The sequence below is a fragment of the Oceanobacillus senegalensis genome (genome assembly GCF_900176885.1).
GTDB classification, from domain to species: domain Bacteria; phylum Bacillota; class Bacilli; order Bacillales; family Amphibacillaceae; genus Oceanobacillus; species Oceanobacillus senegalensis.
This window is the reverse complement of record NZ_LT839648.1, coordinates 1,969,067-1,987,015: the sequence shown is the minus strand read 5'-3', so window position 1 is coordinate 1,987,015 and position 17,949 is coordinate 1,969,067. Positions and strand designations below refer to the sequence as shown.

At 35.8% G+C, this 17,949-nt stretch carries 18 protein-coding genes; 14 read left to right on the top strand and 4 right to left on the bottom strand.

Features of this window, described 5'->3' with window-relative positions; all coding sequences use genetic code 11:
• The first annotated feature begins 124 nt into the window (after nucleotides 1-124).
• The 11 genes from CAO17_RS09470 to CAO17_RS09420 all read left to right on the top strand — a co-directional run bounded on the left by CAO17_RS09470 (nucleotide 125) and on the right by CAO17_RS09420 (nucleotide 11,758).
• Nucleotides 125-415, top strand: coding sequence for a DUF485 domain-containing protein (locus tag CAO17_RS09470; RefSeq protein WP_179151923.1), 291 nt, complete (start codon nucleotides 125-127; stop codon nucleotides 413-415).
• Nucleotides 416-419: 4 nt separating this feature from the next.
• Nucleotides 420-1,901 carry a solute symporter family protein gene (locus tag CAO17_RS09465; protein WP_218775597.1) on the top strand — a complete coding sequence of 494 codons (1,482 nt, stop codon included), beginning with the start codon at nucleotides 420-422 and terminating at the stop codon, nucleotides 1,899-1,901.
• A 20-nt stretch (nucleotides 1,902-1,921) separates the two neighbouring features.
• On the top strand, nucleotides 1,922-3,688 hold the full coding sequence (locus CAO17_RS09460; protein ID WP_085992577.1) for a LytS/YhcK type 5TM receptor domain-containing protein: 1,767 nt from the start codon (nucleotides 1,922-1,924) through the stop codon (nucleotides 3,686-3,688).
• 36 nt (nucleotides 3,689-3,724) lie between these two features.
• Entirely contained in the window at nucleotides 3,725-4,462 is a 738-nt protein-coding gene (locus tag CAO17_RS09455) for a LytR/AlgR family response regulator transcription factor (RefSeq protein ID WP_085992576.1), read from the top strand.
• A gap of 234 nt (nucleotides 4,463-4,696) precedes the next feature.
• Nucleotides 4,697-4,993, top strand: coding sequence for a DUF4212 domain-containing protein (locus CAO17_RS09450; protein WP_085992575.1), 297 nt, complete (start codon nucleotides 4,697-4,699; stop codon nucleotides 4,991-4,993).
• A 27-nt stretch (nucleotides 4,994-5,020) separates the two neighbouring features.
• On the top strand, nucleotides 5,021-6,730 hold the full coding sequence (locus tag CAO17_RS09445; RefSeq protein WP_085992574.1) for a sodium:solute symporter family protein: 1,710 nt from the start codon (nucleotides 5,021-5,023) through the stop codon (nucleotides 6,728-6,730).
• Nucleotides 6,731-6,777: 47 nt separating this feature from the next.
• Nucleotides 6,778-7,239 (top strand): hypothetical protein, encoded by a 462-nt coding sequence (locus CAO17_RS09440; RefSeq protein ID WP_085992573.1) that lies wholly within the window; start codon nucleotides 6,778-6,780, stop codon nucleotides 7,237-7,239.
• A 248-nt stretch (nucleotides 7,240-7,487) separates the two neighbouring features.
• The gene (locus tag CAO17_RS09435; protein WP_085992572.1) at nucleotides 7,488-9,104 is read left to right on the top strand and encodes a M20/M25/M40 family metallo-hydrolase; all 1,617 of its coding nucleotides are present in this window, start codon (nucleotides 7,488-7,490) and stop codon (nucleotides 9,102-9,104) included.
• Nucleotides 9,105-9,518: 414 nt separating this feature from the next.
• Nucleotides 9,519-10,025 (top strand): diaminobutyrate acetyltransferase, encoded by a 507-nt coding sequence (ectA, locus tag CAO17_RS09430; protein ID WP_085992571.1) that lies wholly within the window; start codon nucleotides 9,519-9,521, stop codon nucleotides 10,023-10,025.
• Nucleotides 10,026-10,044: 19 nt separating this feature from the next.
• Nucleotides 10,045-11,322, top strand: a complete 1,278-nt coding sequence (gene ectB, locus CAO17_RS09425) for a diaminobutyrate--2-oxoglutarate transaminase (protein WP_085992570.1) — start codon at nucleotides 10,045-10,047, stop codon at nucleotides 11,320-11,322.
• A gap of 49 nt (nucleotides 11,323-11,371) precedes the next feature.
• A complete protein-coding gene (locus CAO17_RS09420; RefSeq protein ID WP_085992569.1) occupies nucleotides 11,372-11,758 on the top strand; it encodes an ectoine synthase in 387 nt (128 codons plus the stop codon).
• A gap of 326 nt (nucleotides 11,759-12,084) precedes the next feature.
• Here CAO17_RS09420 and CAO17_RS09415 read toward each other — a convergent pair whose 3' ends face one another.
• A complete protein-coding gene (locus CAO17_RS09415) occupies nucleotides 12,085-13,464 on the bottom strand; it encodes an FAD-binding oxidoreductase (RefSeq protein ID WP_085992568.1) in 1,380 nt (459 codons plus the stop codon).
• A gap of 184 nt (nucleotides 13,465-13,648) precedes the next feature.
• On the opposite strand from CAO17_RS09415, the gene CAO17_RS09410 reads away from it, so the two are divergent.
• Nucleotides 13,649-14,077, top strand: a complete 429-nt coding sequence (locus CAO17_RS09410) for a YugN family protein (RefSeq protein WP_085992567.1) — start codon at nucleotides 13,649-13,651, stop codon at nucleotides 14,075-14,077.
• A gap of 113 nt (nucleotides 14,078-14,190) precedes the next feature.
• Entirely contained in the window at nucleotides 14,191-14,619 is a 429-nt protein-coding gene (locus tag CAO17_RS09405; RefSeq protein WP_085992566.1) for a pyridoxamine 5'-phosphate oxidase family protein, read from the top strand.
• A gap of 333 nt (nucleotides 14,620-14,952) precedes the next feature.
• On the opposite strand, the gene CAO17_RS09400 is transcribed toward CAO17_RS09405, so the two are convergent.
• Both CAO17_RS09400 and CAO17_RS09395 read right to left on the bottom strand, forming a co-directional pair.
• Nucleotides 14,953-15,198 (bottom strand): YuzB family protein, encoded by a 246-nt coding sequence (locus CAO17_RS09400; protein ID WP_085992565.1) that lies wholly within the window; start codon nucleotides 15,196-15,198, stop codon nucleotides 14,953-14,955.
• A gap of 493 nt (nucleotides 15,199-15,691) precedes the next feature.
• Nucleotides 15,692-16,942 (bottom strand): DNA polymerase IV, encoded by a 1,251-nt coding sequence (locus CAO17_RS09395; RefSeq protein WP_085992564.1) that lies wholly within the window; start codon nucleotides 16,940-16,942, stop codon nucleotides 15,692-15,694.
• Between the two features lie 218 nt (nucleotides 16,943-17,160).
• Between CAO17_RS09395 and CAO17_RS09390 the strand changes: the two genes are divergently transcribed.
• A complete protein-coding gene (locus CAO17_RS09390) occupies nucleotides 17,161-17,598 on the top strand; it encodes a CBS domain-containing protein (protein ID WP_085992563.1) in 438 nt (145 codons plus the stop codon).
• Nucleotides 17,599-17,702: 104 nt separating this feature from the next.
• Here CAO17_RS09390 and CAO17_RS09385 read toward each other — a convergent pair whose 3' ends face one another.
• The gene (locus CAO17_RS09385) at nucleotides 17,703-17,807 is read right to left on the bottom strand and encodes a YjcZ family sporulation protein (protein ID WP_085992562.1); all 105 of its coding nucleotides are present in this window, start codon (nucleotides 17,805-17,807) and stop codon (nucleotides 17,703-17,705) included.
• Between the last annotated feature and the right edge of the window lie 142 nt (nucleotides 17,808-17,949).

The following is a 17,949-nucleotide window of genomic DNA, read 5'->3' as shown; positions in this document are numbered from 1 at the left end:
GGTGGTGCCATTTTGCTTTGTGGGAAATTTATAAAAAATAACATAAATACGGTTGACAAAAAGTAATTATCATACAAATGCACACTAGCTAATTATTTAAATATAAGAGGGTGAAGGGCGGATGATGGATCCATCAAAATTATATAATAATGAAGAACTTCGGCAACTAATCAGAAGAAGGATACGATTAAATTTCTATACATCGTTTTTGTTTATTTTTTATTATTTGTTTGCTCCATTGTTCTTTATCAAATTTCCAGACTTTCTAGGGGAATATTTACTTTTATTATCGTGGTTATATGTTTTTTCCTTGTTTATTGGTACGTGGCTTGTAGGTTGGTGGTATTCAAAACGTGCTAAAGTATATGAATATCAAAAAAATGAGATTATCAATAAAGGAAAAGGTTCGAGGTAATATGATGAATCTAACTTACTTTATTTTCTTCTTAGCTATCGTTATCGGTACATTAACCATTACTCATTGGGCGGCAGAACGTAGTAAAACGACACATCAGTTTTATGTAGCTGCAGGAAGTTTAACTGGCTATCAAAATGGACTAGCAATTGCAGGGGATTATATAAGTGCGGCATCCTTTCTAGGCATCACTGGATTAGTAGCCTTTTATGGATATGACGGGTTTTTATATGCAACGGGTTTTCTCGTTTCCTATGTTATTCTACTCCTTCTTATAGCAGAGCCAGTTCAGAAGCTTAGTATCTATTCATTGGGAGATGTTATCGCTGCACGTTTTCCGGGGAAAAAGATACGATTTGCTGTCGCTATGAGCGGAATCATTATCTCTGTACTATATATGATTCCACAATTAGTCGCATCAGGTCTTTTAATTCGATTATTATTAGATGTTGATTATGCCGCATCTGTCTGGATTATTGGTATATTGATGACTATTTATGTTGTTTTTGGTGGAATGGTTGCAACGTCATGGGTGCAAATTATTAAAACAGTATTATTAATGGCTGGTAGTCTATTGCTAGTGTTTATTCTTCTATCTAGGTTAAATTGGGATTTTTCAAATTTAATTGGCCAAGTTATAAAAGAAAGTGAACGTGGTGAACAGTTTTTTTATGCGGGTAATTTATTTCAGCATCCGATTGAAAGACTTTCTCTTTTATTATCATTAATTCTTGGTACGTCTGGTCTTCCTCATATCCTAATCCGTTTTTTAACCGTCAAAAATGCTGTGGAGGTAAGAACTTCTGTATTGTCTGCAACGTGGATTATTGGTTTTTTTTATATAATTACCCTCGTTTTAGGGTTAGGTACAATCACACTTGTTGGTTGGGATAAACTGATGGTAATGGACGAGACTGGAAATTTAGCTGCCTTGCTTTTAGCGGATGTATTAGGTGGTGATTTCCTTGTAGCTTTTGTCATGGCTGTGGCTTTTGCAACGATTATTGCTGTTGTAACAGGCCTTGTTTTTACTACTACTAGCCTTTTCGCCCATGATATATACTTTCATATTTTAAAGAATAAGAAATCGAGTGAGAAAGAGCAACTACGTATTGCTCGTATAACAGCAGTCGTCATGGGATTTTTATCGATTGCTCTTTCTCTTGGAATGGAAGATATAAATGTCGCTTTTCTAGTATCTCTCACATTTTCCGTTGCATCATCCACTATTTTTCCTTTACTTTTCCTTACATTTTATTGGAAGCGTTTTACTCATATGGGTGCATATTTTGGATTATTCACTGGGTTTTTTGGTTCCTTCCTATTGGTTACTATAGGACCTGAAGGCTTTCATATTTTCCCTTTATATAATCCTGGGATAGTAACGATTCCATGTACCTTTATAAGTGCGATTATTGGATCATTGCTCAGCAGAATGAAGCAGAGTAAAAAGAATGAGGATTATATTGTAAGGATTCATCTTTAAAATTTGGGGTGATCCGCAAGATGATTGAATTGACTATTGTTTTATTTCAGCGAATAGGTTTGTTGTTAATCCTTGTATTTATGTTAACCCGCATACCCGGTTTTCGGTCGTTACTTGACAGGGATATAAATAAGGAAACAATCGTTTATCATGCTTTGGTTTTTGGGTTAATGGGGATTTTAGGAACTCATGCGGGTGTTGTTATGCATGGGGAAGAATTAATTATGCAAGTCTGGGTGATGGGGGTGGAATCGGATGAAGTATTGATTGGTTTTAGTTTAGTAGTAGTGATGATTGCTGGTTTGTTAGGAGGACCCCTTGTTGGGTTAGGTGCTGGATTGGTATCTGGTACCTATATTGTCTTAATTGGAGGTGGGGGATGGTTAGCAAATAGTTTAATTAATCCTTTATCTGGTGTTATAACAGGTAAAACTGGTCAATTTTTCTCAGAAGATCGAGTAATAGCCCCGAATAAAGCACTATTTATTGGCATCTTTCCACCTGTACTACATATGGGGCTACTATTAATCTTTCTACCAAATCACTTAATGGGGGTGGAGCTAGTAAATGTGGTTGGAATCCCCATGGTCATTACAAATTCAGTTGCTTTAGCTATATTTACTACGATGATTCGTGCAGCTCTTAATGAAACAGAAAGAGAAGCAGCTATAGAAACGAACCGTGCTTTATCTATTGCAGAGAAGGCTTTACCACTACTAAGGGATCATTCATTCTCACAGAATGCTAAACAAATGGCTGAATTACTATACAAGGAATTGGATGTAGCAGCAATTGCAATTACGGATAGTAAACATGTTTTAGCACATGTTGGGCTTGGTGATGACCATCATCATATTGGAGAGCCATACAGGATGAAACTATCTAAAAAGGCAATTGAGGTAGGGAGTATTCAGGTTGCTTACGATAAAACAGATATTCGATGTGGCTATAAAAATTGCCCATTGCAAACCGCTATTATGATACCTATATATCAATCTGGAGAAGTTATCGGTTTAATAAATTTATATTTTCGTCATTCACAGCAGATTAGGACAGTGGAAACTACTTTAGCAAAAGGGTTGGGTACGTTGATTTCCAACCAAATTAGTGGTTTTGAAGCTGTGCGTATGAAAGAGTTACTAAAAGAAGCAGAAATGCGGAATCTTCAAGCTCAAATTAATCCTCATTTTCTCTTTAATACGTTTAATCTGATTCATTCTTTACTACGGGTTAATCCTGAACAGGCAAGGTTTATATTAGTGCAACTTAGTCAGTATATGCGTGCCAATTTAAAAATAGCCAGTGAATCCTTAGTATCTTTAAGAAATGAGTTAGATCATTTGTATGCTTATCTAGAAATTGTACGGGCGAGATTTCCCGATCAGATTAAAGTAGATTTTCATATTGCAGATGGAATAGATACTACCTTAATACCTCCGGCCACACTCCAACCTTTAGTAGAGAATAGTGTTCAACATGGACTAAAGAATATAAATAAGAAAGGACATATACACGTAAGCATAATAAGAAAAGGTGATGGTGTTTATTTTCAGGTTCGCGATAATGGGGTAGGATTTCCTCCGAATATTATGACCATGCTTGGAAAAGCACCACTACAACTCCAAAAGGGAAATGGTACAGCTTTATATAATATTAATCAACGCTTAATAGGTTTGTTAGGTTCTAGCAGTAACTTGAAATTCAAAAATGTGGAGGAGGGTAGCGTTGTTTCATTTTGGTTACCTTTAAATCATAAAATAATAGAAGAAAAAAACATAGAATCGTAATTACTACTGTGAAAAGGAGAAGGAGGGAAAGAGAAATTGAAACTAAATGTGATGATAGCCGAAGATGAACGTCTAGCTCGTGAGGAACTAGAATTTTTGTTACAACAGGAAAAAGATGTTTCATTATTGCCTAGTGCTGAAAATGGTGAACAATTATTGATTCTATATGAAAAGTATCATCCTGATGTCATTTTTCTTGATATTCATATGCCAGGATTAACGGGGATAGAAGTAGCGGAAACTCTTCATAGTAAAAAAAGTAATAGAAAGCCAGTTATTGTTTTCACAACAGCTTATGATAACTATGGTGTAAAAGCCTTCGAATTACATGCTACGGATTACCTTTTGAAGCCTTTTGATAAGACAAGATTTCAAATGGCTATGAACCGTATAAGAGAGGTTGTTCTTTCAAAGGAATCGAATATGCCTAAAATAGATAAGCTAGTAGTGACAGAGGAAGAAAAAATAATCATCATTAAACCAGAGCAAATTGGCTATGCAGTAAGAGAAGGACGGACCCTTCGTATACATGCATTAGATAATAGGATAATAGAAACAAAGATGAGCTTGAAGGAATTAGAGGATAAGCTCATTGGATTTCCTTTTTATCGCTCACATCGCAGTTATTTAGTAAATTTAGATGCTATTGAAATGATAACCCCTTGGTTTAATGGTGCTTATAATTTGATAATAAATGATCGTTTAAAATCAAAGGTTCCTGTAAGCCGTACAGCTGCAAAGGGATTATTTGAGGTTATACAAGGAGTGGATTAGCATTGCCATTGGTGCAACAAAATCTACAAGTAAAGCAAGGTTATCTACATTTCATGATTGATTCATAATGATTAATACTTAGGGATTATATACTGAATATTGCTTGGAGTTATATTCAGTATTTTTTAATGGATAGGATGTAAACGTTTTCTACGGAGGTGGTCTTAAGAGTAATTAAGGATTGATTTGATCTGGAAGTAGTGCATACAACAGTGTTCTAGAGGAGGGGGAAAATTGGATAAAAGAGGGAAAAACAAGACACTGAATGAACAACAAAGCCGTTATTGGAAGAAAAATGTAACGTTAATAAGCAGTTTACTCGTTGTCTGGGCGGTAGTTGGATTTGGTGGAGGGATCTTATTTGCGGAACCATTAAATAGGGTACCATTTTTTGGTTTATCCTTATCATTCTGGATTGCCCAACAAGGCGCTATTCTAGTATTTATATTGTTAATTTTAATTTATGCCGTGCAAATGGATAAATTAGATAGAGAATACAAAAAGAAAGTAAAAATGAAGGACGATAAATAGATCATACATTAAAGGGAGGGATATAGGATGAGTGTAGAAGCTATTACGATTATCATGGTTATTATAACATTTGCTATATACACAGGGATTGGTTGGTGGTCAAGGGTACGTGATACATCTAGCTTTTATGTAGCTGGACAAAATGTACCAACTGTTGCTAATGGTGCAGCTATAGCTGCTGATTGGATGTCTGCTGCATCCTTTATTTCTATGGCCGGTCTTGTAGCTTTTCTAGGGTATGATGGAACCATTTATTTAATGGGGTGGACCGGTGGTTATGTCTTATTGGCTCTTTTATTAGCACCATACTTAAGAAAGTTTGGAAAATTTACCGTACCTGATTTTATAGGGGATCGTTTTTATTCTAGTAGTGCACGTGCTGTTGCGGCGATTGCTACCATATTTATATCGTTAACATACATCTCCGGACAAATGCGTGGCGTAGGAATCGTCTTTAGCCGATACTTACAGGTTGATATTGTTGTCGGAGTATTAATTGGAATGGCGATTGTTGGTTTCTTTGCCCTGCTTGGTGGAATGAAAGGGGTAACATGGACACAGGCCATTCAATATTTCGTTATTATTATTGCCTTTTTGATTCCTGCAGGAGCTATTTCCATGCAGTTAACTGGGAACCCAATTCCCCAATTGGGACTAACTGGGAGTGATATTGTAGAACGTCTTGGGCAGGTTCAAGTGGATCTTGGCATGACAGAATATATGGCACCGTTTACTGATTTGTCTATGTTAAATGTATTTATGATCACTTTAGCATTAATGGCTGGTACAGCTGGGCTTCCTCATGTTATTGTACGCTTTTATACGGTTAAAAGTGTGCGTTCAGCTAGATGGTCAGCCGTTTGGGCTATTGTATTTATCGCTTTACTTTATTTAACTGCACCAGCAGTTGGAGCTTTTGCAAAATATAATTTAATAAGCACGATTGCTAATGAACCTCTTGAAGAAGTGACGGAAATAGGGTGGGTAAATAAATGGGAAACTACTGGTTTATTGGAATTTAACGATCTAAATGGAGATGGTATCGTTAATTTTACCGAAGGGCCGGATAATGAAGTCGTTATTGATGGGGATATTATCGTTCTATCGACACCTGAAGTAGCTAACTTAGCACCGTTTATTATAGCTTTAGTAGCGACCGGCGGATTGGCTGCAGCACTTTCAACCGCTTCTGGTTTATTAATTACCATGACTAGTGCGGTATCACACGACATTTACTATAGGATTTTTAATAAACAGGCCACTGAAAAACAACGGTTACGTGTAGGTCGAATTACTTTACTCATTGCTTTGTTGATTGCCGCATATGTTGGTATTAAACCACCAGGGTTTGCTGGAGAAGTAGTTGCTTTAGCATTTGGATTAGGTGCAGCAAGTCTATTTCCGGTCATATTGATGGGGATATTTGATAAACGAATGAATAAAGAGGGTGCTATTGCCGGGATTCTAACAGGCTTAACATTTACACTGGTCATGATTGGACTTATTTTGTCTGAAACCATTTTTGGAACAGATAGTGCAATTATGCCAAGTTTCTTTGGGATAAATGCTCAAGGAGTTGGGGTAATAGGAATGTTACTGAATTTTATTGTAAGTTTTATTGTTTCTCGTAATACAGAAGCACCACCAAAAGAGATTCAGCAATTAATAGTAGAAGTGCGAGCACCTGAAATGGATGAAGAAAATGAGATTGCAGCAAGTAAAGAAGAATTGTATTAGGTTGAAAGATTAAGAGTTAAAAGCTTTGGCAGGGAGGAGGCTGATCAATGTTTTGGACTATTACTTTAGGGATTAGTATGATGTTATTTTTCGTTGCACATCCATGGTTAAAAATCAAAACGTTTCAAAAAGTGGTTGGAATAACACTTTTTTTAGAAATGTTCTATCTCCTCGGTCATTATAGTTTGGGCTGGCCATTTCCTACTCCCATCGTTCTTTTCCAACTTTTTGTTGTAACAGGTATTGGTGTAGTGTTAGGGGTCTTCTTTTCACGTATTTGGCCACTTCCTCCTTTCAAAGGAATTGAACGGATTTTTCGAACATTCTTATTAGTGATTCCTGCCCTGGGGCTTGGTATGGGATTACAAATATTGTTACAGGGTGCACAGGCGACACAAGCTATTTATTTAATTTTTGCACTTGCAGCTTGGTTAGGCTCGGATCATTTTGTACGAAAACAAAATTCCGCAAAAGCCGTTGTTAAAGACTACAAGGTAAATAAAGCATAGTAAATAAAGAAGGTATCCGCTGTTGGATTTAGCGGATATCTTTTCTTTTTTGTGGCTGATTTCTAAGATCGTTGCTATTGGATAAAATATATATCATGTAAAGATTGAGCAATTGGCACTTCTAGAAATCAAGGTAGTGTTTTTAGTTAAAATATTCTTCTATATAGTGGAAAGTTATTGTAGGGTGCATAGTATATTATGGAAAAATGCTAAGGTATAGTATCCGTGTTAAGAGGGAGGATCAGCAAATGGAGAACTTACGATGGCAGACCCCTGAACAACTAAGGTCCTTATTAGTGGAGCTTGTCAGTTGGAAAAGTATTACATTATCTGAAGGGGAGCGACAGTTTCCATTAAATTTACAAGAGAAGCTACAGGAGCTTGCATATTTCCAAAAGCACCCTGGTTACTTCCAAATTTATGATACCGAAAGAGGAAGAAAGTTTCTAACTGCTCTTTATAACCATCCCAATGCCAGGGATACAGTTTGTTTAATTAGTCATTTTGATACGGTGAATACAGAGGAGTTTGGTGACTTGGAGCACTTATCAACACAGGCCGAGGAACTTACTAAGGCTTTGAGGGTGAAGGAAAATGAATTATCTAATGATGTCATAGAAGATTTATATTCTGGTGATTACCTATTCGGTCGAGGAACCATGGATATGAAGATGGGATTAGTCCTACATTTGAGCCTACTTGAAAAAGCTAGTACTGAGAATTGGCCAATCAATATATTGTTATTAACTGTACCAGATGAAGAAGTGAATTCAGCTGGAATGCGATTTGCAGTCCCTACTTTACTAAAGTTAGCACAAAAGCATGACCTTCGTTATAAACTATTTTTAAATAGTGAACCAGTTTTTTCACTGGAACCAAATAACGATGATTATTATATATATACCGGTACTATTGGAAAGGTATTGGCAGCTTCATTATTCTATGGAAAGGAAACACATGCTGGAGAACCGTTAAGAGGAATAACCTCTCCTTTTATTAGCTCTTATTTGACTAGAGAAATGGAATGGAATGATGATTTTCAGGAAAACGTATATGGGGAGAAAACCCCGTTGCCTCTTACATTACTGCAAACAGATCTAAACCCTGAGTATTCCACCCAAACTCCATATCGTTCCACTGCACTATATAATATTTTTACTTTTAAGCGAAACATAACAGATGTGTTTCAACTATTTGAAAAGGTTGCCAAACAGGCTGCTGAGAAATGTAATAATGACTATAAAAATATCTGTAAGAAACATCATACAAATCCAATAGGAGAGATAAAAGTTATTAAATATAAGGACCTCCTTCATTATGCAATCGATAAATTAGGCGAGGAGAAAGTTAAAGAAATCAAGGCAGATATTATTTCTCGTGATGATTGGGACGATAGGGAAAAGTCGTTGCGAATAACAGATAAATTAATGATATATTGCCAGGAATTAGCTCCAGCAATTATTATTCTGCTCGCACCACCATTCTATCCATCTGTCAACTCATCTAAAGATAAATGGATAGAAAAAATTGTACCTTCTTTAAAAAAACAGGCAATGGACAAGTTTAAGCTTCCAATCAAGCAAATTCACTACTTTAATGGAATATGTGATTTAAGCTATGTAAATTATCAGGGATCAAAAGTTGGATGGGGTGCTTTTGAGGAAAATACTCCAGTTTGGAACGATACGTATACTATACCGTTTGACGAAATGCAACAACTAAAAGCGCCTGTTTTAAATATTGGTCCATATGGAAAAGATCCACATAAGCGAACAGAGCGTTTGCATTTACAAAATGCTTTAGAAGAAACACCTTATTTATTACAAGAACTTATTAAAATGATGATAAATGGAATCATCCAATAGAGGCTTAGCGGTACAGAACTCTTTTGTATATTTAGTGATAAATGTTATGTCGAATATAGGTGAAAAATCTAAGATAAGTTTAATTTATGCATATGTAAGCGATGTCACTCAATTTTTTCAATAATTTTCCTCTATTTTATAAAAGGCTGGCAATCCCTTGATATGAAAGGGATTGCTGGTTTTTGACTTTACAGAATTCTTTGAAATGATTATTATTTGATACTATGTGGTAGTATTTTATAGGCTTTGGCACTTAATATTACTTAATCCCATTCAATCGGAATTAAAGCCGATAAATCACGTTTAATCCATTTTGACGATTCATATAAATGAATATAAGCTAATACACGTAATCAATTTTGACCAAGAAATCCAGGAGGTGAAAGCATTAATATTTCGGAAGTTGTTGATAAGTTGCAAATAACGACAACGGAATTTCATTTCCGTAAGCCAAATAAAGAAGATGGAGCTTCTGCGTGGGAGCTTGTTAAACATACGGGGAATCTTGATTTAAATTCTTCTTATAGCTACTTAATGTGGTGTGAAATGTTTTCTGATACATCCATTGTTGTTGTAAGAAAGGATACACAAAAAGTGGTTGGTTTTATTTCTGGATTTATTCATCCAGAAAAGCCAGATACGTTGTTTATTTGGCAGGTAGCAGTTCATGAATCGGCAAGAGGAAATGGATTAGCAACGAAAATGTTGCTTCAATTATTAGATCGGTCCGCTTGTAATGATGTTGAGTTCGTAGAAGCAACCGTATCACCATCAAACACGCCGTCTAAACGTTTGTTTTTAGGTCTTGCTCGTAAGTTTGAAACGAATTGGAAAATTAGCGACTATTTTACTGCTGAAGATTTTCCTGAATCAGGACATGAGGATGAACTGTTGTTTAAGATTGGACCGTTTGAAAAATAATTAATTAAAGGATGAGATGATGACTACTGCTGTGATAAGCAATGATAGAATGAAAACTTTTGAAGAACTAGAATCTGCGGTTAGAAGTTACAGTCGTGGATGGCCTACTGTTTTTGAAAAATCAAAAGGATATAAACTATGGGATGTAGATGGAAAAGAATATATTGATTTTTTTGCTGGGGCAGGCACATTAAACTATGGACATAATAATTCGTCAATGCAAGAAAGATTAATAGAATATATTCAAAAGGATGGGATTCTTCATAGCCTCGACATGGGAACAACTTCGAGAAAGGAATTTCTAGAAGCGTTCCAAGAAGTCATACTAACACCTCGAAACCTCGACTATAAAGTAATGTTTCCCGGACCTACAGGAACGAATTCAGTAGAAAGTGCATTAAAGATTGCTAGAAAAGTAACTGGACGCGATACCGTAATTAGCTTTACAAATGCCTTTCATGGAATGACAATTGGATCTTTATCTGTAACAGGTAATTCATTTAAACGACATGGAGCTGGAGTACCACTACATCATTCAGTTGCTATGCCTTTTGATGACTATGTAGAAGATCAGGATTCCATTGCATATATAGAAAGATTCTTAGAAGATAATGGTAGTGGAGTAGCATTACCAGCAGCTATCATCTTGGAAACGGTTCAAGGTGAAGGTGGTATTAATGCTGCTCGTATGGAATGGTTGAAGAAGATTGAAAGTATTTGCCGTCGCTGGGATATCCTATTAATTGTTGATGATATTCAAGCTGGCTGTGGTAGAACTGGTACATTCTTCAGTTTCGAACCTGCTGGTATTAATCCTGATATTGTATGCCTATCTAAATCAATTGGTGGTGCTGGTTTACCAATGGCATTAACTCTTATAAAACCGGAGTATGACCAATGGGGACCAGGTGAGCATAATGGCACATTCCGTGGTAACAACTTAGCATTTATTGCCGCTAAAGAAGCATTAAATTTCTGGAAAACAGATGACTTCTCAAGAGAAATAAAACAAAAAGCAAACCTAGTAAAAGATCGTATTGAAGCCATTATTGCTAAATATCCGGAATTAAATGGAGAAGCACGTGGAAGAGGTTTAATGCAAGGTATTGCTATAGATGTCGATGGACTTACAGGAGAAATTTGTGCAGAAGCCTTTGATCGTGGCTTAATTATCGAAACGTCCGGACCTAAGGATGAAGTTGTAAAATTCTTACCACCATTAATTATTGATGAAGATGGTTTAAATAAAGGTTTTGACATCCTTGATGAAAGTATCGCTAAGGTTCTTTCTAAATAGATAAAGCTAAAAATACAGAAAAAATCTAACTACTAAAGGGGATATTAACATGATTGTAAAATCTTTAGAAGATATTATTGGTACAGAAGATGAAACAAAAGGAGAAACTTGGGCAAGCCGTAGATTTGTCTTAAAAAAAGACGGTGTAGGCTTTAGTGTAACGAATACAACAATCGAAGCGGGAACAGAAAATTATTTCTGGTATAAAAACCATATCGAAGCAGTTTACCTTATAGAAGGTGAAGGTGAAATTGAAAAGGTAGAAACAGGTGAGGTTTGGCAATTAAAACCACATACAATGTATCTACTAAATGACAATGACAAACATAAAGTACGTGTTCGAAAAACAATGCAAATGATTTGCGTGTTTAATCCACCACTAGTTGGTAAAGAAACACACAATGAAGAAGGATACTATCCATTATTAACGGAATAGAAGTGACTGAAAAGCAGACGCAAAAATACGTCTGCTTTTTCTGTTTGGCTTTTTTCATAGATATTGCTGTTTTTTTAAGTATGCAGTTGTAGGAAAATGTACAGTAATTATGTGCCTGTTGATTTCCGTATTGGCCATTCGCGTTCCAATTAATGAATCCAAAAATCTCTTCCAAGACTGGAAGAAATAGAATTTCCTCGGCTTTAGAAAATGATAAAAAAATAGGTCTCATATATCTATTCACTAATACAAAAAGAATAGAGATCTAATCATTGTAGGATAGGATCCCTATTTAATATGTTCGTTAGTAAAAGGGACAATAAATATTAGTCTGAAAATATCTTTCCGGGATTAAATAATCCTGTTGGGTCCATGGTTTTCTTAAGTCCAGTCATTAGTTGAAGGGCTTCACCGTGTTCCTGTTTCTGGTATTTCGTTTTACCTACTCCAACACCGTGTTCTCCTGTACATGTTCCTCCGCGGGATAAAGAATATTCTACAAGTTGAGCATTGAATTCCTCTGCTTTTTTAATGTCCTCCTTATTGTCTGTATCTACCATGATAAGTGCGTGGTAGTTACCATCACCAACATGACCAACAATTCCTCCAGGTAATCCCACCTTATTTAAAGCTTCTCTAGCATGACGGATTGCTCCAGCCAACTCTGAGATTGGGAGACAAACATCAGTAACCATTAATTTTCTTCCAGGGTTAGCATGGATGTATGCATAGGCTAAATTGTGCCGTGCTTCCCATAATTTATTTCTTGCAGCATTGTCTGTTTCAAATTGAATTTCCGTGCAATGGAAATCCTCTACAATTTCTTTTGTAAATTCCACGTCTTGCTTTAGTCCAGCTTCATTTCCATGGAATTCCAGGAAAAGGGTCGGGACTTCCTTATAGTCTGTATCAGAATGCATATTTACTTGGACGATAGACTGTTCATCTATAAGTTCCATTCTTGCTAGAGGAATTCCAGCTTGACGGATTGCAACAACAGATTCTACGGCGTCTTCAATAGTTGGGAATGAAGCACGTGTGGCGGTTATGAACTCTGGTATACCATAAACTTGTAAAGTGATTTCCGTAAAACACCCAAGTGTACCTTCTGAGCCAACAAATAACCCATTCAAGTGAAGTCCTGAAGAAGATTTTGCTGCTATATTACCAGTATGTATGATAGATCCATCAGCAAGCACTACTTCTAGATCTCGAACGTTATCACGCATAATTCCGTATTTAACAGACATCGTACCACTTGCGTTTGTAGCCGTCATCCCACCAATCGTTGCATTTGCACCAGGATCGACGGGGAAAAACAATCCATATTTTTTTAGTTCACTATTTAATTGTTTACGAGTAACTCCTGGTTGTACTTTTACAATAAAATCCTTTTCTTTTACTTCTAATACTTTATTCATTAATGAAAAATCAATGGTAATACCATGTTCATAAGGGATAACATGTCCCTCTAAGCAAGAACCTAGACCAAATGGTGTAATATGTATTTCATGTTTTCTAGCTATTTTTACAATATCACTGACTTCTTCGGTATTTTTTGGATAAACCACTATATCTGGAAGACTAGGCGTGTGGTAGGATTCATCTTTACTATGCTGTTCTAGGATGGTTTGATTTGTACTAACTTGGTCGTTATGAAGAAACGATTTTAATTCTGTAACGACATTTTCAACAGCTATTTTCATAAAATTCTCCCCTATTCTTAAGTATCTCAATTATTTACAAAATTCCTACTTTAGTAAATTATATCTAATAAAAGTAAAAACGTCTAGGTAGAGAGAATTGCATAAAAAATTACTGGATTCTGATTGTCTCACATGTATTCTTTTCTTCAATAAGTTAATACTGGCTATCAAAGGAGTGAATACTATGCTGAAATTACAGACTGATATTGAAGGGATAAAGGTATACTTTGGTGAGGTGTATAAAGTATTTAAGGCTAATGGGTTTACCTTTTGCAGTAACTATGAATACGACCATGGAAAATTTGATATGAAATTATGCCAAGAGGGTGGAGAGACAATCTACATAAGAATCCCCTTTGATGTTTTGGAAGGGGAACTGGATCGACCTGGTGCATATATTCAATTTGGAAAACCATATGTCATAAAACATGTCGTGAATATAGGACTGGATTGGGATGAAAATTCGTTATTAACTACAACGGGATTTAATCAATTCCAGAATCCTGTTGATAAAGATGGAAAGATATTGGATAAAAGCAGGTGGGTGGAAGCAGGTGAACAACAGGTCCATCGTGTTTTACGTTCGATGAATGACTTGCAAATTCTCACTTAGAAAGATCTCTTAGATGAATTTTTCTAATATGACCAAAAAAATTAGTTAGCCATATATATTTTTAAACATACGTACAAATACTATTACTATCATTAAAATAGGAGTGGTTGTAGGTGAGTCAAACTGAAATCAGAGATAGCATTGGTAAAATATTGAATGAAAGTCATACTGGAACAATGGCAACAGTAAAAAATAATAAACCTCATTCTAGATATATGACCTTTTTCCATAGAGACTTAACCCTGTATACTCCGACAGATAGGAATACAGATAAAACAGAGGAAATTAATGCTAATCCATATACACATATTATTATTGGATATGATGGTGATGGATTTGGTGATGCATACGTCGAATATCAAGGTAAGGTTACTTTTAATGAATCAGAAGAATTGAAAAAGGAATTTTGGCATGACGACATGAAACTATATTTCGATGGTCCGGAAGATTCGAATTACATACTATTGGAGGTTCATCCAATTAGTATACGATTAATGAATAAAAAAGGAAAGCCACCAATGGAATTAGATATGAAAGGATAGAGCATCATTATCTGGGAACGGCCACTTGAGGTTATCCATCTGTTAGGGTCACCTCTATCATATGAAAAAATCGAATCTGATTGGGGAAGAATCCATTTTGTTCAATCATTTCTCAAAATGGATTCTTTTTAATTATGAAATAACCAATCTCAAAAAACTGTATTAGGAAAATTTTTTAGGTGTTTATGCTATTTTGCAATATAGAAAACACTATTCTGTTGTGGTTTAGTTGATTTGAAGAATACTAGCAATCATACAGTGGGGAATTAAAAAAGATTACTCATCAATCGAGTAATCCTTTAATTGTCGATCAGTTATGCCAATAGCTTTTATTTAAAAATTTTCTATTTCTTCTAGTTCCTTCTCTACTGCTATTTTTATTTTTTCTATACATTCTTCTCTGTTTTTTCCAAAAATGCGGTTTCCATTTACCATGGCGTATGGACGCATGGCACACATTCCGCAATAGTTCATGCATTCGTAACTCATCACAGCTACTTCGGGACGATTGAATACTTCTTCTAATTCTTCCGATGATAGTAAATTATAGTCACATACTTCTATTATGATTATACCCATAATAAACACGCTTTCTTTAATATTCTCCATACAGCTTACATGAAGAGAGGGGTAAATTCAATTAGTTGGACTTAGTATTCGTTATTTTCTAGGTTTAATAACTTTATCTAGGACTTGATTTGGATTTGGGGACGTTTCTTGTAAGAATTGTATGGATTGATTCACTGTTACCATCATAGACACAGCTTTCCTGCTTTATGTTTCCTAAACTCATGTATCGTTCATCTCTCTTTTGATCCCCTGTTGCAAAATACAAACGAAAATTAGCCTTTCTTGAAAAACCCTACTAAAGGTGAAGCATATTTATAAGGATTTTAAAATTACCGATTAAACTTCAATACTTGGTATAATTTTGGAATTTCATCCTTATTAACTGACTTGCTAAAGTGAAAGCCTCATGCTTATGAAGCAGGGGCAGAAAAAATATTACTCGTATAGGAAGGATTTATCGCAGGCTAAAGGAAAGTAAAACCCCATTGATTGAAATTTCACTTTATGCAAAATGACCACCGATTTTCTTGCTGCGTTCCAGGGTTATACCTGCGTCTGTATAACTGGAAGCACGAAGAATGGCTGTTGATCCATATTTATCCCGAATGGCATCCATTACATAACCAATATCTGTTTTTTTAGTACGGTCTTCAAATAGGTCCAATTGTGTTTCTGCTTTATCAAATAAGTTATCTAGTGTCACATAAACATGCCGAATATTACTTTCTCCATCATAAAACTGGTTAAATAACTGCATACAAACATGGTAAACATCCATTGTTACATTTGTAGGAATTTCTACTGATTTTGAACGAGAGAAGCCGCCACCGGTTTCTTTAGAATAAGCAATGCCAAGATGTATTGTTTTCCCTATTTTCCCTGCTGTTCGTGTTCTCCTACATACTTCTTCACAGAGGTCGAGTATGCAGGTTGCGATTTCTTCTTTCGTATAGTCACGTAATAAAGCTATTCCATGTCCAAACCCCTTTTGTTCCGTCTTTGTAAAGTTTCCATACACAGGACTTAAATCAATTCCCCAGGCGTGCCAATACATTTGCTCTCCCATAATCCCAAAACGCTTTTTCAAATGCTCCAAGTCATAATTGGCAAGTTGCCCTAAATTGACAATGCCCATTCGATTGAGATTTCGCTTCATTCTACTGCCAATTCCCCAAATTTGTTCAATAGGAAAAGGCCATAGTTTCCTTTCCACATCTTCATATTTGCACTCAGCAATACCAAGTTTTTTGCCGTGGAGATCCATAACAACTTTTGCAAGAAATTTATTGTCACCAATTCCAACTGATGCGGTTATACCAAAGTTGTTTAGAATATCTTGCTTTATTTTCTTAGCTACATCCCACCGATTTCCAAATAGCTTTTTTAGTCCATTTACAGTAACCCAAACCTCATCGACTGAATACTGATGAATGGCTTCCTTTGGTACGTATTGATTTATTAATTTGGTGATTTCTAAGGATACTTGTATGTAGTCAGCCATATGTGCCGGAACGATATGAATTTCAGGATCGTTTGGTAATTCGAAAAAACGACTAACATTACTGATACCATGCTTCCTTTTTAATGCTGGCGAGGCAGCTAAGACAATACTGCCCGAACGATTTGGATCACCAACAACCGCCAGTAATGTTTGCATCGGGTCTAGACCTAATTTTATTGCTTCTACACTTGCGTAAAAAGAACGCATATCAATACAAAGTACATCATTTCTAGGATAGGAGGAATAATCCAATATAGTTCACCACCTAATGAAAGACCTGCGAAAAGCAGTATCTTATTTATATCCACAGGAACATTTGTTCTTATTATAGGTAGTATGGATAAAAATATCAATGGGAATTTATTCCGAGGTGAACAAAGTAACTAAAAAGTAAAGGAAGAACAATGCATAACAACGGAAAAAGTAGGCAACCTAAAAGTGAAACAAAAAACAAGGAGGATGTTGCTTAAATGTCACAATACTTAAGAGATATCATGTCACAGAATGTTATGACGGTGAATGAAACACAGTCTGTACAAGAAGCAGCAGGTATAATGAGTCAATATAATGTTGGTGCTGTCCCAGTTGTAAATAATAGTGGACAAATGGTGGGAATCGTAACAGATCGTGATATTACGTTACGTACTACCGCACAAGGACAAAATGCTGGGACTCCAGTATCTCAGGTTATGACTGGACAAAAAATGGTCGAAGGGACACCTGATATGGATGTACATCAAGCGGCTAATTTAATGGCTCAGCAACAAATCCGTCGTTTACCCGTTGTTGAAAATGGACAATTAGTAGGAATGGTTGCATTAGGAGACCTTGCTGTACAAAACCAATATGCGAATGAAGCTGAACAAGCATTGTCCAGTATTTCTACACCGTCTTCACCTCAAGCATAAACATATAGGAACATAAAAAATTAGGGGATGCATCATGCATCCCCTAAAATATTTTCCGACATCGTAAGAGGAGGAAGGTAAGCTTGTGAAACTAAATTTTTGGATTAATAACCGCCGTAGCCACCGCCAACATAAGCACTTCCTACAATAATCAATAAGATGAAGAGAACTACAATTAACGCAAAGCTGTTTCCGCCATCAAAGCTCATAGTTACACCTCCTTTTCATTTAGTAATAGTATATGGAATTAGGATAGCTAAGGAAGGGCTACAAACTAGGAGAGAAGAAAAAATTAAAAGTTCATAGAAGTGGCATGAATAAAAAAGATACTTCCATATATAGGCATAGAAA

What these genes read in the sequence shown, in the direction of transcription:
- CAO17_RS09465 (WP_218775597.1), top strand. Translation starts at nt 420, where the DNA reads ATGAATCTAACTTACTTTATTTTCTTCTTAGCTATCGTTATCGGTACA.
- CAO17_RS09460 (WP_085992577.1), top strand. Translation starts at nt 1,922, where the DNA reads ATGATTGAATTGACTATTGTTTTATTTCAGCGAATAGGTTTGTTGTTA.
- CAO17_RS09410 (WP_085992567.1), top strand. Translation starts at nt 13,649, where the DNA reads ATGCTGAAATTACAGACTGATATTGAAGGGATAAAGGTATACTTTGGT.
- CAO17_RS09470 (WP_179151923.1), top strand. Translation starts at nt 125, where the DNA reads ATGGATCCATCAAAATTATATAATAATGAAGAACTTCGGCAACTAATC.
- CAO17_RS09420 (WP_085992569.1), top strand. Translation starts at nt 11,372, where the DNA reads ATGATTGTAAAATCTTTAGAAGATATTATTGGTACAGAAGATGAAACA.
- CAO17_RS09440 (WP_085992573.1), top strand. Translation starts at nt 6,778, where the DNA reads ATGTTTTGGACTATTACTTTAGGGATTAGTATGATGTTATTTTTCGTT.
- CAO17_RS09435 (WP_085992572.1), top strand. Translation starts at nt 7,488, where the DNA reads ATGGAGAACTTACGATGGCAGACCCCTGAACAACTAAGGTCCTTATTA.
- CAO17_RS09400 (WP_085992565.1), bottom strand. Translation starts at nt 15,198, where the DNA reads ATGGGTATAATCATAATAGAAGTATGTGACTATAATTTACTATCATCG.
- CAO17_RS09415 (WP_085992568.1), bottom strand. Translation starts at nt 13,464, where the DNA reads ATGAAAATAGCTGTTGAAAATGTCGTTACAGAATTAAAATCGTTTCTT.
- CAO17_RS09445 (WP_085992574.1), top strand. Translation starts at nt 5,021, where the DNA reads ATGAGTGTAGAAGCTATTACGATTATCATGGTTATTATAACATTTGCT.
- CAO17_RS09390 (WP_085992563.1), top strand. Translation starts at nt 17,161, where the DNA reads ATGTCACAATACTTAAGAGATATCATGTCACAGAATGTTATGACGGTG.
- ectB (WP_085992570.1), top strand. Translation starts at nt 10,045, where the DNA reads ATGACTACTGCTGTGATAAGCAATGATAGAATGAAAACTTTTGAAGAA.
- CAO17_RS09385 (WP_085992562.1), bottom strand. Translation starts at nt 17,807, where the DNA reads ATGAGCTTTGATGGCGGAAACAGCTTTGCGTTAATTGTAGTTCTCTTC.